Annotated in this window: 14 protein-coding genes and 3 pseudogenes; 9 read left to right on the forward strand and 8 right to left on the reverse strand. The window is 58.2% G+C overall.

The genetic code is table 11. The annotated features are described in order from the left end of the window. Nucleotides 1-69: 69 nt before the first annotated feature. Nucleotides 70-2,544 (reverse strand): UvrD-helicase domain-containing protein, encoded by a 2,475-nt coding sequence (locus PSH65_RS16490; protein ID WP_305421292.1) that lies wholly within the window; start codon nt 2,542-2,544, stop codon nt 70-72. A 279-nt stretch (nt 2,545-2,823) separates the two neighbouring features. Here PSH65_RS16490 and PSH65_RS16495 point away from each other — a divergent pair, with 279 nt between their 5' ends. Beyond that, on the forward strand, nt 2,824-3,519 hold the full coding sequence (locus PSH65_RS16495) for a pirin family protein (protein ID WP_305421294.1): 696 nt from the start codon (nt 2,824-2,826) through the stop codon (nt 3,517-3,519). Between the two features lie 157 nt (nt 3,520-3,676). On the opposite strand, the gene pgm is transcribed toward PSH65_RS16495, so the two are convergent. The 4 genes from pgm to PSH65_RS16515 form a co-directional block, all read right to left on the reverse strand. Further along, the gene (pgm, locus tag PSH65_RS16500; RefSeq protein WP_305421296.1) at nt 3,677-5,323 is read right to left on the reverse strand and encodes a phosphoglucomutase (alpha-D-glucose-1,6-bisphosphate-dependent); all 1,647 of its coding nucleotides are present in this window, start codon (nt 5,321-5,323) and stop codon (nt 3,677-3,679) included. A gap of 110 nt (nt 5,324-5,433) precedes the next feature. After that, on the reverse strand, nt 5,434-6,834 hold the full coding sequence (locus PSH65_RS16505) for a PLP-dependent aminotransferase family protein (protein WP_305421298.1): 1,401 nt from the start codon (nt 6,832-6,834) through the stop codon (nt 5,434-5,436). Between the two features lie 67 nt (nt 6,835-6,901). Next, complete coding sequence (locus PSH65_RS16510) at nt 6,902-8,392, reverse strand: hypothetical protein (protein WP_305427003.1); 1,491 nt, start codon at nt 8,390-8,392, stop codon at nt 6,902-6,904. Nucleotides 8,393-8,957: 565 nt separating this feature from the next. Then, a complete protein-coding gene (locus tag PSH65_RS16515) occupies nt 8,958-9,980 on the reverse strand; it encodes a zinc-dependent alcohol dehydrogenase family protein (protein ID WP_305421300.1) in 1,023 nt (340 codons plus the stop codon). A 269-nt stretch (nt 9,981-10,249) separates the two neighbouring features. Between PSH65_RS16515 and PSH65_RS16520 the strand changes: the two are divergent. The 3 genes and pseudogenes from PSH65_RS16520 to PSH65_RS16530 form a co-directional block, all read left to right on the forward strand. Beyond that, nucleotides 10,250-11,166, forward strand: a pseudogene (locus PSH65_RS16520) (LysR family transcriptional regulator). 153 nt (nt 11,167-11,319) lie between these two features. Beyond that, nucleotides 11,320-12,588, forward strand: coding sequence for an integrase arm-type DNA-binding domain-containing protein (locus PSH65_RS16525; RefSeq protein ID WP_305427004.1), 1,269 nt, complete (start codon nt 11,320-11,322; stop codon nt 12,586-12,588). A 493-nt stretch (nt 12,589-13,081) separates the two neighbouring features. After that, a pseudogene (locus PSH65_RS16530) lies at nt 13,082-13,222 on the forward strand (methylmalonyl-CoA epimerase); the annotation flags it as partial. Between the two features lie 8 nt (nt 13,223-13,230). Here PSH65_RS16530 and PSH65_RS16535 read toward each other — a convergent pair. Further along, nucleotides 13,231-14,163 carry an AraC family transcriptional regulator gene (locus tag PSH65_RS16535; RefSeq protein ID WP_305421302.1) on the reverse strand — a complete coding sequence of 311 codons (933 nt, stop codon included), beginning with the start codon at nt 14,161-14,163 and terminating at the stop codon, nt 13,231-13,233. A gap of 585 nt (nt 14,164-14,748) precedes the next feature. Here PSH65_RS16535 and PSH65_RS16540 point away from each other — a divergent pair. The 4 genes from PSH65_RS16540 (at nt 14,749) to PSH65_RS16555 (ending at nt 18,676) form a co-directional block, all read left to right on the forward strand. Continuing rightward, nucleotides 14,749-16,098: an MFS transporter gene (locus PSH65_RS16540; protein ID WP_305421304.1), complete on the forward strand. Its 1,350-nt coding sequence runs from the start codon at nt 14,749-14,751 to the stop codon at nt 16,096-16,098. 98 nt (nt 16,099-16,196) lie between these two features. Further along, nucleotides 16,197-16,889 carry a fumarylacetoacetate hydrolase family protein gene (locus PSH65_RS16545; protein ID WP_305421306.1) on the forward strand — a complete coding sequence of 231 codons (693 nt, stop codon included), beginning with the start codon at nt 16,197-16,199 and terminating at the stop codon, nt 16,887-16,889. Between the two features lie 38 nt (nt 16,890-16,927). Continuing rightward, a complete protein-coding gene (locus PSH65_RS16550) occupies nt 16,928-17,686 on the forward strand; it encodes an SDR family oxidoreductase (protein WP_305421308.1) in 759 nt (252 codons plus the stop codon). A 33-nt stretch (nt 17,687-17,719) separates the two neighbouring features. Beyond that, entirely contained in the window at nt 17,720-18,676 is a 957-nt protein-coding gene (locus tag PSH65_RS16555) for a 2-hydroxyacid dehydrogenase (protein WP_305421310.1), read from the forward strand. 45 nt (nt 18,677-18,721) lie between these two features. Here PSH65_RS16555 and PSH65_RS16560 read toward each other — a convergent pair whose 3' ends face one another. Next, on the reverse strand, nt 18,722-20,023 hold the full coding sequence (locus tag PSH65_RS16560) for an Nramp family divalent metal transporter (protein ID WP_305421312.1): 1,302 nt from the start codon (nt 20,021-20,023) through the stop codon (nt 18,722-18,724). A gap of 274 nt (nt 20,024-20,297) precedes the next feature. Between PSH65_RS16560 and PSH65_RS16565 the strand changes: the two genes are divergently transcribed. Beyond that, nucleotides 20,298-21,437 (forward strand): lactonase family protein, encoded by a 1,140-nt coding sequence (locus tag PSH65_RS16565; RefSeq protein WP_305421313.1) that lies wholly within the window; start codon nt 20,298-20,300, stop codon nt 21,435-21,437. Nucleotides 21,438-21,679: 242 nt separating this feature from the next. Here the strand turns inward: PSH65_RS16565 and fabF are convergent. Further along, nucleotides 21,680-22,965, reverse strand: a pseudogene (fabF, locus tag PSH65_RS16570) (beta-ketoacyl-ACP synthase II). Nucleotides 22,966-22,999: the final 34 nt, after the last annotated feature.

Here is a 22,999-nt window from a genome sequence, read left to right on the forward strand (position 1 = left end):
GCCCCGCAACTTTTCGTAGCCAGTCGGTAACGTCGTCGCCTGAACGCCGCTACCTGAGAGTTCCCGGTTTCATGCAGGCACTTTTCCCTGGCGGTGATCTGCGAAGAACGCCTTGCCCTTGCCGATCCGGTCGGAGGCCTTGGGCATATTCGCAGCCGAGGCATCCTGGCCATCGACATACCAGTAGCAATGGCTCACTGCCCGGGTGATGCCCACGTAGGCCAGCCGCAAGATCTCGTCTTTCTGTGCGCTGTCGTAAGCTTCACTGTCGCCAGCCTTACCGAGTCCGGCCATGCGATAGACCTGGTTCTTGTAAGGTGAACTGGTCAGGTGCTGGCAATCGCCCAGCAGAAACACCGCATCAGCCTGCAGGCCCTTGGCGCTGTGATAGGTCAGTTGTTTGAGCCGTCGCGCCTCATACGGCAAGCTAGAATCCACATTAACTACAGACTGAATATGCTCTTCTATCAATGACTTATCGCTGCTTTTTCGATAAAGCATCAAGATTGAATCGCCCATTCTGTAGTGCTCGGTCAGGCGCTGGGCCATGCCCTGGTCATCCCGGTCGAGCACATTCACCGGCAGCAGTGCCTTGGGTTCACCACTGGCCTTGGCTTTCTTGCCAGCGATCGCCGGTGCCGCGCGGACAATATGCTCCGCCGCGTCGATGATGTGCTGATGGCTGCGGTAATTGTCGCTGAGCATCACTTTGGTCGTGCTTGGCGACGGGAATTCCTTGTTGAACTCCATGAAGTAAGTCGGCGAACTGCCGCGCCAGCCATAAATGGACTGCCAGTCATCACCGACACAAAGCAATGACGATCGTTGCGCGCCGCGCCCCACATGCATGGCCGGTCCGCGACTGCGGATCTCCGTCAGGCTGGCGCGAATCCACGAAACGATCTGCGGCGACACGTCCTGAAACTCGTCGATCATCAAGTGCGACATGGGCCTGAGCAGCTCATCGCTCAGCAGCTTGAGATTCTCCGGCGAATGTTCGCTGAACAAGGCGAACATCCGGTTGTAGGTCATCACCGGGGGCGATTGATCCAGCAGATGATCTTCCAGCGCTCGCCAGAACAGGCTCAACGCCTCGAAGAAAAACCGGTCCGGGTCATCCTTGGCGAAACTCATCTGGCCCACGGCATTGGGCACATCCAGGCCGAGGTTTTCAATGAACCCGGCCGCCGCGACAAAACAGTCCAGCAACGGCGCGGAGCCGAGCTCGCCCTTGACCTTGTAATCGAAGCCCGGTCCGGCGCTGGCGTCTCCGGCAAGCGATGCCAAAACACGCTTTGAAGACTCATAACTATCTAGCCATATCAAAGGCTTACGACAGAAAGCTTGAAACAAGGTACGCTTCACCGCCCATTCTGCGCGCACTGAAAGCTTGGCATTCGGACGGCTGACCTGGGGATTTTCCCGGGGATCGAAACCCAGCACCACCCAGGCGTCCAGCGTCGGAATGTAGCCGTGGCAATGGAAGGTCGCGCCATTAATGTCGAAGGTCTGACGATTCGGTTCGATGCCCTTGATCGGCCAGGCACCGGCGCGAAACCACAAGTCTTCGATTGTGTCGCACAGTTCTTCATCGCGCTTGGCGGCGAGCTCAGTCACCGCCATGCGTTTCTGCACGTCCGGGTGATCACGCTCCAGCTCCTTGAGCTGCAAGGCATGACGAGACAGAGGTTTGATCAATTCGCGAAAGCGCTCATCGCGATTGTGCAGGCTGTGATAACAGGCATTGAGTTGCTGACGCTGAGCGTCGTTGATGCGCAGGTCGAAGGGGTTGCTGTCGACCTCCTCATCGCCGCCTTGCACGCGGTGACTGAGGTTTTCGAAGGCTTGCAGCCGCTCGAAACCTGGCAGGCTACGGACCATCGGCAGAATGCGCGAGTGAAAAGTGCGCACCAGGTCGCGCGCTTCTTTAAGGCTGATTCCCCGGCCCCAGACTGCAAACAGTTCGATCAGCTTGTTGATGAAGTCCTTGCGCGATTCGCGGGTGAAAGTCACCACGGTCATCGAGCTCAGCTCAAACCCCAGGTAATGACTGAGCAGCAGAATTCGCAACACCAGGGTAGTCGACTTGCCCGCGCCCGCCCCGGCGATCACCGAGGTCGACGGTGTGTCGCTGAAAATCATCTTCCATTGGGCAGTACTTGGCTGGGCATGCGCTGGCAGCAGCCGCGCCACGTCGGCCTTCATGCGCTTCTTCAGCTCAGCACTCAATGGCAGGCGCCAATCGTCGAACAGATTGTTATCGACATTGGGCGGTCGATGCTCGGTTGAGCGCGAGTCGCGAATCAATAGAACCTGCCGACCTTCCTCCAACCCCTCGAGTTTGCCTTCCTTATAGCCGTACTCCACACCGGCGCTGTGGCCGCTGCGAAAACCGTCGGCTTGCCCGTGCAACCAGGAAGCACGATGTTGCGCGCGCAGGCGGGTAAGGCCATGGCCAAAGAACCGGGCGGCCAGGCGCTTGAACAAAGGCATCTCGGCCAAGGGACGAAGTTCGGGGGGAAGATCGGGGGTGTGTTGCGGCACGCTGACGGACTCCAGAGTGTGAGGCTGTTGAGGGCTATGGTGTCTGCATTTGCCGTTGAGTTCTAGTGAAATGCTTACAGGTCATTGGCTTATACGATGAAGTGAAGGCTGGGTGAGAATGTTTCGAGGTTATTTGATATCAACTAATTCGATTGTATTGAGGCATTTTTTACGCTTTTTATCGATGAGTGCCTGATAGATGATGCTCGCCATCAACCACCGGTTCTCGTTTGTGGCTCAGACGCTCTGCCCCATGACGAACCTTTTCAGGAGACGATCATGCTTGAACTCAGACCCTTCAACTCGCTCGGCGGCGCGCACCATGGCTGGTTGGATGCCCATCACCACTTTTCGTTCGCCGAGTACTACGACCCCAAACGCATGAACTGGGGCAACCTGCGGGTGTGGAACGATGACGTGATTGCCCCCGGCACCGGGTTCCCGCAACACCCGCACCGCGACATGGAAATCATCACCTACGTTCGTGAAGGCGCGATCACCCACCAGGACAACCTCGGCAACAAGGGCCGCACCGAAGCGGGCGACGTTCAGGTCATGAGCGCCGGCACCGGGATCGCTCACAGTGAGTACAACCTGGAAGCCACCGAGACCCGGATCTTTCAGATCTGGATCATTCCCAACGAAGCCGGTTCGGCACCGTCGTGGGGTGCCAAGCCGTTCCCCAAAGGCGAGCGCGAAGGTTTCGTGACCCTCGCCAGCGGCAAGGCCGGCGACGATCAAAGCCTGCACATTCGCGCCGATGCGCGTCTGGTGGCGGCGAACCTGAAGGCTGGTGAGTGCGCGGAGTATCACCTGGACAGCGGCCGTCGTGCTTACCTGGTTCCAGCCACCGGCGTCATTGAAGTCAATGGCTTGCGTGCACAAGCTCGAGACGGTGTTGCGATCGCCGATGAGCAGGTGTTGCGCGTGACCGCGATTGAGGACAGTGAAATCGTGTTGGTGGATGTGGCTTGATGGGGTAAACGCAGGACAAAAAAAGGGGCGACCGTTGATGGTTGCCCCTTTTTTCTTAAATGTTAGTGACTGTACTGACGCCATCGCGGGCAAGCCCGCTCCCACAGGTTTAGCGCAATCCTTGTGGGAGCGGGCTTGCCCGCGATGGGGCCCTCAATCACTTCGCAGAAATCGCGCCGTCCACCAAGGTCTGAGCTTCCGCTACCAACTGCTTCAGGTGGTCGTCACTGACAAAGCTTTCCGCGTAGATCTTGTAGATATCCTCAGTACCCGACGGACGCGCCGCGAACCAACCGTTCTCTGTCATGACTTTCAGACCGCCAATAGCCTGGTCGTTACCCGGTGCATGGCTGAGGATGCTCTGGATCGCTTCGCCCGGCAGTTGAGTCGAGGTGACCTGGTCCGGCGACAATTTGCTCAGCAGCGCTTTCTGTTCAGGGTTTGCCTTGGCATCGACCCGTACCGAGAAAGGTTCGCCCAGTTCATCGGTCAATGCGCGATAGGCCTGGCTAGGGTCACGGCCCGTGCGAGCGGTCATTTCGGCGGCCAGCAAAGCTGGAATCAAGCCGTCCTTGTCGGTGCACCAGACACTGCCGTCCTTGCGCAGGAACGATGCGCCAGCACTTTCTTCACCGCCAAAACCGAGGGAACCGTCGAACAGACCGTCGGCAAACCATTTGAAGCCGACCGGCACTTCGTACAGACGGCGACCCAGACGTTTGGCAACGCGATCGATCAAGCCACTGCTAACCACGGTTTTGCCCACGGCCGCATCGGCGCGCCACTGTGGGCGGTTCTGGAACAGGTAATCGATCGACACCGCGAGGTAGCTGTTGGGGGCCAGCAAACCACCGGACGGAGTCACGATGCCATGGCGGTCGTGATCCGGGTCACAGGCAAAAGCCACGTCGAAACGCTCTTTCAGACCGATCAGGCCTTGCATGGCGTGGCTGGACGATGGGTCCATGCGGATCTGCCCGTCCCAGTCGACGGTCATGAAACGGAATGTCGCATCAACCTGTTTATTCACCACCTCCAGGTCCAGGCGATAGTGCTCGGCAATCGCCGACCAGTAGCGCACGCCTGCTCCGCCCAGCGGATCGACACCCAGACGCAGCTTCGCATCGCGGATGGCGTCGAAATCGATCACGTTGATCAGGTCGGCGACATAGGTGTTGAGGTAATCGTGGCGATGGGTGGTGCTGGCCTTCAGGGCCTGCTCGTAGCTGATGCGTTTGACGCCAGCGAGTTTGGCCGCCAGCAACTCGTTGGCCTTGGCTTCGATCCACTTGGTGATGTGGGTATCGGCCGGGCCGCCGTTGGTAGGGTTGTACTTGTAGCCACCGCTTTGTGGCGGGTTGTGGGACGGCGTGATGACAATGCCGTCCGCCAGGCCCGAGGTGCGCCCACGGTTGTAGCAAAGAATCGCGTGGGAAATGGCCGGCGTCGGCGTGTACTCGTCTCCTTCGGCGATCATCACTGTCACGCCGTTCGCCGCCAGGACTTCCAGGGCGCTGGCACCGGCTGGCGTGGACAGCGCGTGGGTGTCAATCCCGACGGACAGCGGACCGTTGATGCCCTGGGCTTCGCGGTACAGGCAGATCGCTTGGCTGATGGCCAGAACGTGCCATTCGTTGAAACTCAGGTCGAACGAGCTACCTCGGTGTCCGGACGTGCCGAAGGCGACGCGCTGGGTAGAAATGGCTGCATCGGGCTGGCCGGTGTAATAGGCCGTTACCAGTCGCGGGATGTCGACCAACAGTTCTGCCGGTGCCGGTTTGCCCGCAAAAGGACTGAGTGTCATGCAAAACCTCTGAGGAAGAGTGGTTCGGGAATAGCACGCAGTTTACTGACAGTTTGCTCCTGGCGCGATGTTATCGATTGTCAGGTTCCGAGGATGATTGGCGTCGTCGCTCAGTCGATCGATTCCAGGCGCAAGGCATCCCCCAACAGTCCCAGCGCGTCGGCGAGGTCGTGGTGACCACCGACGGTATGACTCAGGCGCAAATGCTGCCCGTGCAGGCCCTGCAAGCTGAACAATTCTCCCGGAGCAATCACCACATGCTGCTTGAGCAAACGCTCGAACACTCGATGCACATCGACCTGGCGCAACGAGCGAATCCAGATCGTCGCCCCGCCTCGGGGTTCAACGAAGTGCAGCGCGTCGGGCAGTCGCTCTTCAAGCAACTGTGTCATCTGCACCATGCGTTCCTTGAGCAGTCGACGCAATACCACCAGGTGTTGATCGATGCGTCCGTTGCTGTACAGCCGCGCTATGGCTTTCTGACGGATCAACGACAAACGGAAAGCGCGCAGCAAAAAGTGCCGCTGCAATCTGGCACGCAATTGTCGCGACAGCAGATAGCCGAAGGGCGCCTCCGACCCGATGAATTTCTCGAATGTGGAAAACACGATCAGCCGATCCGGGTCCAGCAGATCGCGAAATCGCAGGCCGTTCGGCTCGAACTCAAGCTCGCCATAGCAATCGTTTTCCAGTACCCAACTGCCATGTCGTTTCAGCAGCTGTGCGGCGGAATGCCTGTTGCTGTCGGGCGCCACACTGCCTCGTGGCATGTTCAGCCCCGATGAAAGCATCACCAGTCGCACCGGCTCGGTCTCAAGCAGTTCCTGCAACTTCTCCAGATCCAGACCATCATCGGCTTGCAACGGCAGCTCGATCACCCGCACGTCCGCATCCTGGAGCAGACGCAGAATGCCCCAGTCGCACGGTGATTCGACCACCACCACAGCGTCTTTGAGGCCAAGAGCGGCGATCAATATTTCCAGGACTCCCCGCAGGTCGGCGCCGATATAGACATCATCGGCATGCCAGCAACGTGTCGGCGAAGTGGTGTAACGCGCCGCCAGGGCTGTGCGCAGCTCCAGTTCGCCGCAGGGTTGCGAAGACGGTTGTGGCTGGCGTGGGTACTGGCGCAGCAGTTCTCTCTCCAGCAACAGCAACGGGCTATCCAGCGGTTGTAATAACGCCGGCTCATCGGCGCTCAGCACCAGCATACCGGGACGTCTGGCGTTGACATAAACCGTTTCGAGCAAGTCCTTGCCGCGGCCGGGCATGCCTATTGAGGATACGGGTACGGCGTAGTAGCCGGACTTGGCCACCGAATAGACGCGCCCTTCCTTCTCCAACAGCGAATAGGCGTACTGAATGGTCGAGATCGACACACTCAGGCGGTGCGCCAACTGTCGCAATGAGGGCAGGCGCACTTGCACGTCACTGCCCGGCTCATTGATCAGATTAGTCAGGTAACGGTACACCGCCTGGTACGCAAAATCGGTATCTCGTGGTCCTTTCATGGGTAACGGCCGAACAGGCTACGAACGTCGTGACGCATCCTTGCTGAATCCGTCAGACCTGGCACTTTCACCGGCCCGTCGACCATTCGCCAGCCACAGTCGTTTCACTGTCAGGTTCCACGACTTCAGCGTGCGCACTCACTTCGCCGCTTTCCATGCCGAGCCCCCTGCCCTCATCCCGAACCACAGGCCCCATGCGGTAAAGCGTACCGATCAGACTTACAGGCAACCCGCTGACATCGACCATCCACTGCAGAACCTGCTCGGGTGCCGGACCGCCCTGCATTGCCCGGTGCAAGTCCGGCAACGCCACGAGCATGCCGGGATGGCACTGACGAAGAAAATGCTCAAGCGCCGCGCCGTTATCGACAAAAGGGGCGAACAGCAGACACACCAGTTGAGCCTCGCTCAAACCGAGGTTCTTTTGTGCTTCGACCGCCGCCAGTGCGCGCTGGTCGATCATTGTCACAGGGTTGCCGAACGTCTCCATTGCCTGTTCGCAAAAGCGCTCTGGCACTTGTTTACGCCGCATCATCACCAGCGCCCGCTGCAAGAACTCGCTGACGCCCGCCTCGTAGGTACGACCCTGTGCATAGCACGCTTGCAAGCCACGAAGATGCGCGGATATCGACAGGCTGACGTAGTCGTTATCACTGAGCTGAGCCGACAACTCATCAGGTTGAAACCCGAGGAAATCGGTGAGCAGTGGCCAGCGCTCTTCCAGGTTGCTGACCAGCATGTCGTGAATATCGATGAAGGTTGTGCGGCGACATTCTTCAAAATGCTCGGCGGGACGCCACGCCGCCTGGGCAGACTCAGGATAAAACTCGCGGTAGCAATCGCTGCCCAATTCATCGAGTCGCGCGAACAAGCCCTCATAGCCCGCTTCATGATGGTCCGATGCCTTGAGCCCGGCCTTGGCCGCTGCACGGATCAATCCCTCGAGAAACTGCTTCTGCCGACGGGGCGTATCGCTACTGATCAATGCATCGACACCCTTGTCCCAGCGGGCGATTTGTCCGTAAAACTCGCCGGTCGCCAGATACCCGTCATCCCACAGATCAAGCGGTCCGTCCCAGGCACGGCGGTGCCCGACCATCAGCAGATTGAGCCGATTCGACTCGCGACCGGCTTCGGAGATCGGCGCCAGATGGTTGAACGGCAGGACTTCACGATTATCGACCATCAACACTTCGACCCTGGGATCGTCGTAGAGAAACAACGCACTGCAGCTGCGATGGATGTTTTCCAGGGCCGTCGAGGCCGCACCGTTCAAGCGCAAGGTCGCCACTCGCAGTTGAAACGTCGCCGGTGCCCGGCCGGCAATACTCAGCTGCGCGGCGCGCAGTAGCGCCAGGGTGTAGCAACTGTCGCGGGACCCGGACTGGATCGCCAGCACCTTGTAATCGCTGATACGCTCCAAACCTCCTGCGGACATCACCAGGCGCTGAATCAGCAATTGCAATGCCGTGCGTTCGGCGCGAGAGAAAAAACCCAGCAAGCGCTGCAGCATTTGCTGATAAACATAGTTCATTGCCTGATCATGGGTAGCGGTCATCATTTATTTACCTGTGACTCATAAATTCAATGCCGCGCCAATAACGGGGTGTATTGCGCAACAAGTTGTTTGTCATGAATGGAGTGCCAGTGCCGTTATTCAAATGCTAGCACTTAAGCATTGTGTAATTATTTGAAATGATTGAACGTTGCAGGTACCCCAAGGAGATCAAGATCGGCGCAACACCCCGGAGAGCGGGCGTCTTGCGCCCCCAAGCGTTTTCCTAGGAAATTTCCGACAGCGTCCCACAGACACTTAGCACAAGAAATAAAGAAAGAAGTTGTCCATGAATGTAAGACAACTGAGCGGCGCTGCATTATTTGTTGAGCATATATTGCCGGCGCGCATTGAGGAGTTTCAGGCTGATACTCGGCCATGACTCTTTCCTTGAGATGAAATTAATCATTCAATTATCAGGGCTTATATAATGATTAGAAGACACAGATTGAGAGCAAAAACCAGTTCAGTTGCTGAACCGGCCCACCGACAGATCGATGGACGTCTCATTTGGGAGTGACTGCCAGCAGAAGAGTCCGTGCTTTCACGGACTCTGCAGAGAAAGGGCTCAGGCAGGTTCGACCTGTAGGGCGACCCGTTCGCGACATGGGCATTCGTCCATATAGCGGTGGGCTTCGACAAATTCGGAAAACGGGAACACCCGGGTTTTGAGCGGCAGCAGCACATGGTCCGCGGTCAACTGGTTGATGTCGCGCAGGGCACGTTGCAGTGCGGCCTGATCCTGGATGATGCCCAGCTCCGGCTTGCCGGTGAAGTTGCCGATGCAGTGTACGAAGAACTGAATGTTCTTCTGGAACGCCGCACAGGCCGGGAATGGCGTCTGGTTCCCCCCTTGCAGACCATAGAGCACCAGGCTGCCGCGAGGCGCCAGCACATCACCGAGCAGTGACATCTGCGGTCCGCCAAGGCCATCGAACACCACATCGACGCCGCGGTTATCGGTGATCTTGTTGATCTGCATCAGCAGATCCTGTTCTTCGGTGACGATGACTTTTTCGGCGCCCAGGGACAGCAGATACTCACGCTCATCCGAAGTTTTGGTCGCAGCAATCACTCGCACACCGAGGGCTTTGCCCAATTGCACGAACGACGGACCGGCGCAGTGGCTGGCGTCGGTCACCAGCGCAAATTGCCCAGGTTTGACTCGCGCCAGGTCGGTGTAGGCAAAATAAGCGATCAATAGCGGCGTGTAGTGCACGCTGGCTTCGATCGGGCTGAGTACGTCCGGGTAGCGGGTCAGCGCCGAGCGCGGCAGAACGATCTGTTCGCCATAAACCGGGTAGTCGTTGGGACTCTCGGCCGGGAAGCTGGCGACCTTGTCACCGACGGCCAGGTCATCAACGCCCTCGCCGACCATCGTGACCACACCGGCCATTTCATGACCCAGGCCTGAAGGCAGACGAGCATGGGACGAGGCCAGGTTCTGGCGCCACAGAATGTCGTACCAACTGATGCCTATCGCTTCGACGCGCACCTGCACTTCGCCCGGCGCAGGCAGAGCGGCCGCATGCTCTTCGCATTTGAGCACCTCGGCTGGACCAAACTTGTGAAAACGGATCGTGCGGGACATCGCAAACCTCGTCAAATTAACCTCTAATGCCCCGAACTCTATCTGGGCTTTCTACCCAAGACCATCAGTGGCTATTAATAGTCGACATGCCTGTCATTGATTCCGCAGCGACGGCGACATCATCCAATGCCGTAAAAAACCGAAGCAGCCTTTCAGAAAAAACTGAATTACCCTGTGCAGAGTACCAGTCTTTGCCCGTAAGATTCATGCCGGCCATTCTTCTCATATAGCCGCTCACGTCAAGTTTGCTGAATCTGCCAGGACTCCAGATGAATCGTAATGACCTGCGTCGTGTCGACCTGAACCTGTTGATCGTTTTCGAAACACTGATGCACACGAACGCAGCGTGACCCGCGCTGCGGAGAAATTGTTCCTCGGCCAGCCGGCCATCAGTGCGGCGCTCTCGCGCCTGCGCGGGCTGTTCGATGACCCGTTGTTCGTGCGTACCGGCCGCAGCATGGAGCCTTCCGCCCGGGCGGTGGAAATCTTCGCCCTGCTCTCGCCGGCCCTGGATTCGATTTCCACCGCGGTCAGCCGTGCGGCGGAATTCGACCCGGCGACCAGCACCACGGTATTCCGCATCGGTCTGTCGGATGATGTTGAATTCGCGCTGCTGCCGATGCTGCTCAAGCGTTTGCGCGCGGAATCGCCGGGGATCGTGCTGGTGGTGCGTCGGGCCAACTACATCCTGATGCCGAGCCTGCTGGCGTCGGGCGAAATTTCCATCGGCGTCAGCTACACCGCCGACCTGCCGGCCAACGCCAAGCGCAAAGTACTGCGTCGCAGCATGCCGAAATTGTTGCGGGCCGACACGGTGCCGGGCCCATTGAGCCTGGATGATTTCTGCGCCCGCCCCCACGCTTTGGTTTCGTTCGCGGGCGACCTGAGCGGCTTTATAGATGAAGAGCTCGAGAAGCTGGGGCGAAAACGGCATGTGGTGCTGGCAGTGCCGCAGTTCAATGGGTTGAGCACGCTGATCAGCGGAACCGATATCGTGGCTACCGTCCCGGACTACACCGCTGAAGCGTTGACCGCCGCCGGTGGTGTTCGGGCAGAGGATCCGCCGTTGCCGGTGCGCAGTTTTGAGCTGCACATGGCTTGGCGTGGGTCGCAGGATAATGATCCGGGTGAGCGTTGGTTAAGGTCGCGGATTCAGATGTTCTTCGGGGACCCCGATAGCTTGTAATGGAATTCCACCAAGCTCCATATAATTGTTATATAACAATAACTTATTGGTAATTTCAGTCTACTGCCGCCTGTCTAAATCCAATGGATTCCACAGCTTATGGGGGCATAATTGGGGGCAAATTTCGGATCCTTAAAAAGGATGCCCCCACCGATGCCCCCAGATAATGCGGCTGTTTTCAAACGAAAACTCAGCGATGCCTTGATCCGCTCGCTGACCGAACCCGGCAAACACGCTGACGGCGAAGTCCCTGGTCTCTACTTGGAGGTGAGGGCGTCGAGCAAGGCCGGCAAAGCCCCCTCCAAGTTCTGGCGCTTGAAGTATCGACTGCACGGCAAGGAAAACCGCTTCTCCATCGGCGCTTACCCCGATATCGGCCTGAAGGAGGCTCGCGACATTGCTCGCGGCGCGCGGCGCGACGTGGCTAATCACACCGCCCCGCTCAAGGCCAAGACCGCCAAAATCGAGGCACAGTTGCTTAATGAAGAGCGCACCTTCGCGTACGTGGCCGAGCAATGGTTGTCATTCAAGTCGGCCGAACTGGTGACCAAATCCATCTCGGGGTTTAACGGAGCGCTGAACAACCACATCTTGCCCGCGATTGGTAAAAAACCGGTTAGCGAGATCAAGCTGGAGCACATCACCACAATCATTACGGAGTTGCGCCGCCAGCGCACCATGGCCATGGCCCGGCGCGTGCGTACCATCATCCGTGCCGTCCTGGGCTTTGCCGAGGGGCGCGGATGGGTGGAACGCAATGTGGCGCTTAGTAACATTGAGGAGTTGAAAATCCGCCATGTCGTGACCAGCAATCCAGCGATCGAAAGGCCAGCGGATTTGGGAAGGTTGCTTCTACGCCTGGATGATTGCAACGACGGCAGCGTTGCCACCGCGATGCGCCTGCTGGTGATGTTGCCGGTCCGCCCTGGCGAACTGGTGCAGATGCGTTGGGAAGACGTTGACTTGGTGGGTGCCGATTGGCGTTACGTGGTCAGCAAGACCCAGCACTTAGACAAGAGCAAGCACATCGTGCCTTTACCCGAGCAAGCTCTCGTCCTGTTGCGCGAGCCACATAAAACCCGCGTGGTGGATGCAGAGGGCAAAGGCTGGGTGTTCGTCTCGCCGGTCTATCCGGGTCGACCAATCAATCCGACCTCCATGCTCAAGTCATTTCAGCGTATCTGGCCGGAGTACGACATCACTGCACACGGCTTTCGTGCCACCTACCGGACCATTGCCCACGAGCACTTGGGTATCGATCCCATCGTGCTCGAACTGTCATTATCCCACCGAATGCCAGGGGCGCTGGGCGCTGTGTATGCGCGTGCTCAACTGCTGGTGCAGCGCCGGGAGGCTGCTCAACAATGGGCAAACTACCTAGACCAGTTGCGGCAAAACGCGGCGCGAGTGAAGACAGATTGACGATACAGTGAAAACAATCAAGAGATTGGAGTGGGAAACGAAACTCTCATCCAGCGTCCGACCCATTGAAATCTAAGGGGTTTCTTTTCTCTCCAAAGCAGGAAAAGACTCGATTCAGGACTTGTTTTTGGGGCGTTTCAAGAGCAAAAAAGGAGAAATCCCAAGGCAAGCTACTGGGTTCTGCTTCAAGCCATTTGAACATTGTTATCAAACTGAAGACGTCAGTTACGCAGGTTCAGCATCGAGAAGCGTCCGCTGAACGATTTAGCAAATCTGTTGCATGGACCGATTGAATCCACAGCCAAAAGCAGTCACTCACCGTCATTGATAGCCGCACTGACGCTCCGAATAGCGAGAAGGCTCAACGCTTTTTCTGGCTACCGAAATCTGCTTGAACACAAGGTAGTAGCCATTGCAATCGCAGATACCAAACTCCTTTGATCCGTAAGGCGCGTCCTGGAGTGGCCAGGCGATCGCGGCCTTGTCTTTCACTGACTCCTCGGGTGAGGAGATGATATATCGCCACTGCTATTCGCCCCCGGACATTGAGAAGGCCTATGACGAACTGATAGTCGCCGGTGTTCAGCTAGAAGACGAAAACGGAGAGCCATTGGCCCGTGCGAGCCTGCGCACAGCTGTCGATCACGTGTTGGACGGTGACTGCGGAGTATCGGGATTAAGTTGCTGACGTCTGAATTGCCCAGGTGGCTGGCCATGTATCTGGCGAAAGCGTCGGGAGAAATAAGCCTCGTCAGCGAAACCGCACAACCTCGCCACCTCCCCCACCGGTCGTGTCCCATTGAGCAGATAATTGCGTGCCGCGTGCATCCTGCGCTCGAGCACCAGCTCAGTGAAGGTCTTGCCGATTTCCTTGCGCAACCAGTGCGTCAGATACGTCGGTGACAGGTAAGTCGCAGCAGCCACCTTGATCAGGTTGAGATCGGGGTCGGCAATATTCTTGCGCAAGTACTCGGACATCCTGCTCAGCGCATCGCGTCGGCTGACTTCGGCGGCATTCTCTTCGGCCAACCGTTTGAGCGGCTCGGCATACAAGGCACAAACACTCCCCACCAGTTGCAACAACAACCCCTTGAGCATTTCGCGGGTGCCAAACTGACGGTTCTCATCCAGGACTCGCATCTGTTCGATCAAGCCGCATACTTTACGGAAGTCCTCATCGCCCAGAATGAAATCCAGATGTTCCTGGAAGCGGAACGGCGACAACTCGGGTGCCAGGAGAATCGAGACTTCCTCCAGATCCATCGGGTCGCACTGCAAATGCGGCAGCAGGAAGGTCTGGGAAAAATTGATCACCATGAAGTTGCTGTCTGCCGGATGCGGAATCACGTGCACGCGATGCGGCAGGATGAAGGCCAGCGTATTGCGCGGAAACGGACGTTCGACGTTGCCGATGTGCTGCACGGTATCGCCACCGAGGTTGACCTGGATCTGGAAATACTCATGGCGATGCGGGCTGGTTTCGGCGCGCCGGCCCTTTTTGTCGCGGATGTAAAAGTCCGTCAATTCGCTGCGTTGTTGCATGCCGTAAGTGGGTACTCGACTCGGTGACGACATCGCCTGAGGATCCTCGACAGGTACATGGACAGGTTGTCATCGCGCCGCGACGCAGGCGGCGACCTCGGTGATTGTGAAGGCAGACACCGCTGGCTTCAACACGTCATAGGATGACAGCGAAATACAGAGAATTAATTGTATCCGTGTGTGATGTGTCGTCTGTCCAAAAAACTACGAGCACGCAAAAATATTTAATCTCTTAAAAACATCAACTTATGAATCGAATAAAGCATAACGAAGGAAATGAGCTGATTTGATTTTTCTTGGACACCTGCATTGATCGCCTTTTACAGGAGAAAAAACGATCTAACGCCTCCGTTGATTTTGAGAGGTTGTACGACCACTGTAACAACCAATGCAGCCCGACCCTTCCAAAAACAATCAAAAGGTGCGCTCGTGATGAACCTGCTTTTTTCCCTCGCCAACCCTCCCCCGATCGAGCCGATCCGAAGGCGTATCTGAGCGCCTGACAGCGGCTGTCCGCGCCTCTCATTCAAGTAGCGATTGCTCTGCCCCGACACTCGGGGCATCGGCTTCGGCTGCGCGCGAACATCTCGATTCTTCTAACAATAAAAAGGTCTACTCATGTCGAACTCGCAAACCTCTCCGTCCACCGCGCCGTCGGTGAGCGCCGGCGCCCGGGACGCCCTGTTGCCTCAGCGACTACCGACGCGGCGGCGCTGGTTCATGCTGTCATTGCTGCTGATTGCGACCATCATCAACTACATCGACCGCGTAAATATCTCGATTGCCGCACCGTTCATGGCCAAGGATCTGGGCCTGGACAAGATCGAAATGGGCCTGATTTTTTCCGCGTTTGCCTGGACCTACGCACTCGCCCTGGTCCCCGCCGGGTTCATCGCCGATCGCTTCGGTTCCCGGTTCACCTACGGTGTATCACTGATCAGCTGGTCGACGGTTACCGTGTGCCAAGGCTTTGCCACAGGATTCGCTTCGCTGTTCGGGCTGCGCCTGGCCGTCGGCGCCATGGAAGCTCCAGCATTTCCGGCCAACAGCCGAGCGGTCACGGTGTGGTTCCCGGCCCGCGAACGAGGCCTTGCCAGCAGCATTTACGTGTGCGGCCAGTATCTGGGCACGGCACTGTTTACCGGTGTGCTGTTATGGCTGGCCACGACCTATGACTGGCGTCATGTGTTCTACAGTACCGGGCTGCTCGGCATTGTGTTCGGTGTGATCTGGCTCTACTTGTACCGTGATCCGCTGAGCTGCAAGAACGTCAGCCAGGAAGAATTGAAGTACATCGAAGCCGGGGGTGGACTGGTCAAGAGCAGTCAGGAGCGCACCAAGTTCAACTGGCGGCAGATCGCCGAGTTGTTCAGCTATCGGCAGATCTGGGCGATTTGCATCGGCAAGTTCGCCAGCACCTCGGCGTTGTACTTCTTCCTGACTTGGTTCCCGACGTACCTGATCGAAGAACGCAAGCTGACCATGATCAAGGCCGGGGTCTTCGCCGTGTTGCCGTTCGTGGGTGCAACGGTCGGCATCTTGCTCGCCGGCATCATCTCCGATCTGCTGATTCGCCGTGGTTACTCAATGTCCTTTGCCCGCAAGTTGCCATTGGTGGTCGGCTCGATGCTGGGCATGTCGATCGTGCTGGTGAATTTCACCGACTCGAACGTGATCTGCATTGCGGTGCTGACCATTGCCTTCTTCGCCCAGGGAATCGCTTCGTCGTCGTGGGCGGCGGTGTCGGAAGTCGCGCCCAAGGAATTGATCGGACTGACCGGCGGGGTCACCAGCCTGGCAGCCAACATCGGCGGGATCGTTACCCCGATTGTGATTGGCGGCATCGTCCACGCGACAGGCTCGTTTGCCTACGCCTTCTGGTTCATTGGGGGTGTGGCGCTGATGGGGACCTTGTCCTATTCGTTGCTGCTCGGTCGCTTGTATCGCATCGAACTCAAGGCGCGCTGAGCCAAGAAACCGTTTTTCTCCAACACGAGGCGGCATTCGTCCAACTTCGCAAAAGATTGCCGCCGTACGCTGACGCTTCTAACAGGACGACTACAAAAATGACGATGACTGAGTATGTGTTTACCCCGGATCTACCCGTGACCTTGCCGGTTGCCGGCAGCCAGCAGCGCTTTCCCGTTGGCCGGGTATTTTGCGTCGGCCGCAACTACCCTTGGCCAGACACCCAAGGCCAGTCCCGCCAGCCGCCAGTGTTCTTCATGAAACCGGCGAGCAACGTGGTGGATGCGGCGGGTGAAGTGACTTTCCCGCCGTTGACCGAAGAGTTTGTCCACGAAATCGAATTGGTCGTGGCCATCGGTGAAGGCGGCGCCAATATTCCGGAGAGTCAGGCGCGGGCCTATGTCTGGGGCTATGCCGTCGGTCTTGACCTGACCCGTCGTGATGTCCAGCGCACGGCCAAAAGCAATGGTTTGCCGTGGGAAGGTGCCAAAGTGTTCGACGGCGCCGCGCCGATGACCGCCATCGTGCCAGTGACTCGCGCCGGACACCCGGACGGCGAGTTGTGGCTGAACGTCAACGGCGAAGAACGCCAACGCGACAGCCTCGACAGCCAGATCTGGTCAGTCAGTGAAATCATCAGCCGGATCTCTCAGTCGGTGGCGCTCCGGGCCGGCGATCTGATCATGACCGGCAGCCCGGCAGGCGTCGATGCGCTGCAACCAGGCGACATCATCAACGCCGGGATCGACGGCATCGGCCAACTGGAAATGCGCGTCGGCCAGCGACCTTGAACCCGACACACGCCCTCTCGAATAACAAGGAGAAACACATGAACAGTCCTTTGAAAGTAGCCCTGGTCACCGGCGCCGGTAGTGGAATCGGCCGCGCCGTGGCCCTGGCGCTAATGGCCGACGGGTTCACCCTGGTATTGGCCGGACGCCGACCGGAGCCATTGCAGGCATTGATCGAATGGGCGCTCAGCGAAGGACACGAAGCGTTGGCGGTGCCCACTGATGTGCGCGACCCGGCCAGTGTCGATGCGCTGTTTGCCACCATCACCGAGGTCTACGGACGCCTCGATGTGGTGTTCAACAACGCCGGGGTCAACGCCCCTGCCGTGCCGCTCGATGAGCTGACGTTCGAGCAGTGGCGCAACGTGATCGACACCAACCTCAACGGCGTTTTCCTCTGCGCCCGTGGAGCCTTCGCACTGATGCGCCGGCAACAGCCACAGGGCGGGCGAATCATCAATAACGGCTCGATCTCCGCCCACACCCCACGACCGTTCAGCAGCGCCTACACCGCCAGTAAACACGCGGTGCTGGGGCTGACCAAATCCCTGGCCCTGGACGGGCGCGAATTCAACATCGCCTGCAGCCAGATAGACATCGGCAACGCCCTGACCGAAATGTCGGTGCGCATGACCAAAGGCGTGCGCCAGGCGAACGGCACCATCGCCGTGGAGCCGATGGTGGACGTCAAGCACGTGGCCGATGCCGTGCGCTACATCGCCGGCCTGCCGCTGGAGGCGAACGTCCTGAACATGACCGTCATGGCCAGCGCCATGCCGTTTGCCGGTCGCGGTTGAACCGGCCTTTTTATTCCGTTACACGAGGTTTACATGAAGCCAGAAGTCTTGCAGCTCAGCCCGATCCTGATCCCCGACATCAACGCGCGGCTCGATGAGCTGTTTACCGTCAGACGCTACTTCCAGCAGGCCGACAAGCAGGCTTATTTGCAGGAACACGGCGCGAACATTCGCGGGGTGATCACCGGCGGGCATACCGGCATCAGTCAGACACTCATGGCGCAACTGCCCAAGCTGGAAGTGGTGGCGGTCAACGGCGTGGGCACCGATGCGGTGGATCTGGCATACGCCAGGGACCGCGGGATCCGCGTGACCGCGACCATCGGCGCGCTGACCGAAGATGTCGCCGACCTGGCCATCGGCTTGTTGATTGCCGTGTGCCGGGGTCTGTGCACCAGTGATCGGTACGTGCGTTCGGGCCAATGGCCCCATAGCCCGACACCGTTGGCCCCGTTGCCGTTGGCGCGCCAAGTGTCCGGCATGCGCATCGGCATCGTCGGCATGGGACGGGTCGGCCGTGCAGTGGCGACCCGCGCCGCGGCGTTCGGTTGCCCGATCAGCTACACCGATTTGCAACCAATGAGCGACGTGAACCACACCTTCATCGCCGACTTGAGCCAACTGGCCCGCGACAGTGATGCACTGATTCTCGCGGCCGCTGCCGACAAGGCTGAAGCCATCATCAATGCCGAGGTACTGCAGGCGCTGGGCAAGGACGGGTATCTGATCAACGTGGCGCGGGGCAAGCTGGTCAACGAGGTCGATCTGGTGGCAGCGCTTGCCGCCGGTGAGATCGCGGGTGCGGCGCTGGATGTGTTTGTCGATGAACCGAACGTCCCCGAGACACTGTTTGCCAACGAGAAAGTGGTACTGCAGCCCCATCGCGCGAGTGCGACGCTGCAGACCCGCACGCGGATGGGCGTGATGGTGGTGGCGAGCCTGGTGGACAGTTTCGCCGGGAGAATACCGCAGGGGTCTGTGACTGACTGAACGTTGGCCGCCGAGGAGACGTTGCGTCCCCTCGGCGGCTCGGTGTCAGGTAAACAGATCGACGCCCAACTGGAAGGCGACCCACAGCGCGAGGCCTGTCGCAAAGAGCAGCGCGATGTTTTCAAACAGGTTGTTGCGATACTTCTTGTCCAGCAGCGACTTCTGGTTGGACATGATCAGCAGGCCCAGGGAAATGACCGGTAAGCCAATGATGTTCAACGCGCTGACACCAATGGTCAGGGTCACGAAATCCGGCATGCCTGGCAGCGACCAGATCAATGGCGTCACGAGGATGAACAGCATGAACCATTTATGCATCGGATCATGGTGAAACTCTTTTCCGTACTTCTCGCGACGCTTGGGGAGAACGTGTTGGAAAGCATCGGTAATCAGCATCGGGAACGCCGTGGTCTTACCGGAAATACTGGCAAACAGTGTCGCGAACACGCCGATGAAGAACACATACCAACCAATCGGACCGAAGAAGATTTCCAAGGCCTTGCCCAGGTCGCCCAGGGTTTTTACCTCGATACCATTGGGACGCAGGATTTCCGCGCCGACGATCCAGATGGCGAGGTTGATGACGATCCCGACGAACACCGCAAACAGCAAATCGTTACGTTGAACACGCTTGTGTTGCGGCCCTACCCAGCCCTTTTGGCGCATGACATACGGATGCACGAAGTTGGCAATGGAGCCTGCAACCGCGCCGATAACCGATACCGCCACCAGCAGCGCGCCATGCACGCCTTCATCCGGCGGGATGCTGAAGCCGATGGTGCCTTTGACGATGCCGACGACATCGGGGCCGGACATCACGGCCAAGGCGATAAAGGCCAGGGTCATGATCGCCAGCAGCACCTTCATCACGCCTTCGATCATCGAATAAATATTACGACCCACCAGCATCCACACAGCGAGTACCACCGCCAGTGAACACAGCAGGGGCTGGTCGATTTTCAACAGCATCGCCAGCGACTCACCCGCCCCCTTGATCATGTAGGCGTTCATCAAGTGCCCCATCAACAGGGCGTAGACAAGCATGAACCAGGCGAAAAAGGGATTCAGCTGCGCATAGCCTTGCAGGATGGTCATGCCCTGGTTATTGCACAACTGGAAGCGAGCGATGATGTTGACGATCAGGTATCTCAAGAGCAGAGAGACCGCCAGCACCCACATCATTGCGTAACCGTAATTGGCACCGGCCACGGACGACGTGATCAGGTCACCTGCGCCCAGCCAGGACAGTACGGCGATGATTCCGGGGCCCAGCAGTTTGAGTATTCGGGAAAATCGATTTTGTGCGGGCACCGCAGCCTGGCCTTCGACGGAAGGAATGCTCGTCATAGAGGGTATCTCCATTTATTTTTTTTGTGAGAACGAGCGCAGTCGAACATAGTAGATACGACGTCGTACAACAATTCTTGAGCGAGTGTGTTTAGAAATGTTTCAAACTCGGGTGAGCGTCGGGCTGCGTGAATAGCACCGAACCGGACCAAGGTCAAGCAAACACTGCGCCTTGGCCACGACGCATCTTTCCAATTTGAGAAAAACAGCGATTGATGTGGCGTAAGCACAGTCATAGGATGACCGACCACGCCATAAAAATAAAGGATCACCCGTGAATAAACCCCTTCTCTTGGCCGCTGCCGCTGCCGTTGTCTACGGCCTCAGCCTGCAAGCCAATGCCGCCACTTTTGCCTATATATCGAGCCCGGGAGACGGTCTGATTTCCCAGTATCGCCTTGACCAGAACAACGGCGCGTTGAGCCTGATTGAACAGGTCAACGCCGGTGATCAGGTCAACCCCATGGCCATCACCCCTGACAGCAAAGTGTTGTTTGCCGCCTTGCGGGTCAAGCCGTTTCAGGTGCTGGGCTACAGCATAGATCCCAAGAGCGGACATCTGACTCCTCTGTCCAAAGCGCCCCTGGCAGAAAGCATGGCTTACCTGTCTACCGATAGAAAAGGACGCTATCTGCTCGGCGCATCCTATGGTGCCGACACCGTCAGCGTTCAGGCCATCGACAAGGCCTATCAGCCTTCTGCCAGCATCCTGAGCTACAAGACAGGCCCGCATGCGCATTCGGTTCGTACTGACCCGAGCAACCGTTTTGCCTACGTGGGCAATCTTGGCGCGGACCAGGTGCTGCAATATCGCCTTGATGCCAAAACCGGCGCGCTCTCCCCTATTGGCAACGGCCACGTCAGTGTCCCGGAAAATACCGGGCCTCGGCACCTGGCCTTTTCCCCGAATGGAAAATACCTGTATGTGGTCGGTGAAATGAGCGGCACGGTCACAGCGTTTTCAATCAATGACAGCACCGGCGCATTGACTCAGATTGCCGTTGCCAGTGGCATTCCCGAGCGTTTGAAACTGGCTCACGGCGAAGTGCGTGATTCCCGTAACAACGACTTGAAGGATGACCCCACACCACGTATCTGGGCGGCGGACCTGCGGATCTCGCCCGATGGCACGCTACTGTTGATGACCGAGCGCACCAGCAGTTCGGTATCAGCATTCGCGGTGAACCCTTCGACAGGCGGCTTGAGCTTTCTCGAGAACTATCCGGTGGAAGAGAAGCAGCCACGCAATATCGCTTTTTCACCCAACGGGCGCTGGTTGCTGGTAACTGGCGAGAAAAGCCAAAAAGTCGGCACTTACGCGGTCAGCAACAACGGCGCCTTGAAACGTGTCGGTGAAGCGGCATCGGGCAAAGGTGCGTTATGGGTTGAGGTACTGCAAACGTCGGCGGAGTAATCTTCGGGCGAAAAAAGGCGCGACGCATGGAGGTCGGGAGGTGGCTCATTCCGACCTCCATGGTTTGGCGGTCATCCATAAAACGTACCGCAAGGTGTTTGCCTTGAATCGCCGTGGGTTTCTCCGGGCACATTCGACTGCTGGTTTTTATCCGTTAATTACCGGATGCGACGGGCAGTAATCGGCTGTGGATTCAACCGGCCATTCAAAACTTGCAGATAGCTGTGGAAGACGCGCCACACTCAAGACTTAGGTTCCCAGCGGCGGAACAGTACGCTGGCGTTAACTCCACCAAATCCGAACCCATATGAGAGCGCGTGCGTTATCAACATCGTGCGGGACTTCAAGCCGACCAGATCGAGCCCGCCGGCCGCCTCATCGGGATTAACCAGGTTCAGCGTGGGAGGCACGACCTGGTCACGAAGCGCCAATACCGTGAAGATGGCTTCAATGCCTCCGGCCGCTCCAAGAAGATGCCCTGTGGCGGACTTAGTCGAGCTGATAGCCACGCCAGAGTCACTCCCGAACACCGAACGAATTGCCGCCAGCTCTCCTTTGTTGCCAACCGGAGTGGAGGTCGCATGCGCATTAATGTGTTGCACGTCCGCAGGACTGACAGCGGCCTGCCGCAGTGCTTGCTCCATGGCGCGCCGTGCGCCGCTGCCATCTTCCGGACCTGCCGTCAGGTGATAGGCATCGGCGCTGGTGCCATAGCCGACCAGTTCCGCCAAGGGTTTGGCTCCACGTGAGAGGGCATGCTCCAGCGACTCGATTACAAGCAACCCGGCCCCCTCAGACATAACGAAGCCGTCACGATCGCGATCAAAGGGACGTGATGCCTCCTGCGGACGCTCGGCAAAACCAGTGGATAGCGCGCGGGCCGCAGCAAAACAACCCAGGGTCACACGGTCTATCGCAGCTTCGGTACCGCCGCATATGGCGATGTCCGCCTCACCACTTCTGATGAGCCTGGCCGCATCGCCGATGGCCTGAACCCCTGCAGCACAAGCGGTTATCGGTGCGCCGAGAGGCCCTTTGAAACCGTGCCGAATGGATACGTGCCCGGCCGCCATGTTGGCGAGAAAAGACGGCGCAGTGAAAGGCGACAATCTGCGAGGACCACGCGCATCGGTGGTGCGCACAGCGTCGGCAATCGCGCCAAACCCACCTACGCCCGATGCAATGATCGTGGCTGTCCGCTCCTGGTCTGCGACATCAGTCGGATGCCAACCCGCCTGCTCCAGAGCTTCGTGCGCAGCCACAAGTGCAAACTCGATAAAGCGATCCATCTTCTTGCGATCCTTGGCCGAAATGATGCGCTCAGGGTCGTAACCCGCGATAGCATCATCTTCTAGGGACGGCACCTGGCCGCCTACTGCAACGCCTGTACCCTCAGCAAGATCGTCGGGCAGATTACGGATGCCAGAACGCCCCGCCAGCAATCTCTGCCAGACCTCTTCCACTCCAGAGGTCCGACAATTCCTGCTCCCGTGACTACGATTCGCTTTTGACCTTCGAGATTAATCATTGAACCCTCTTCATTTTTCAGTCGACGCCCACTA

This window comes from Pseudomonas sp. FP603 (assembly GCF_030687415.1).
GTDB classification, from domain to species: Bacteria; Pseudomonadota; Gammaproteobacteria; order Pseudomonadales; family Pseudomonadaceae; genus Aquipseudomonas; species Aquipseudomonas wuhanensis.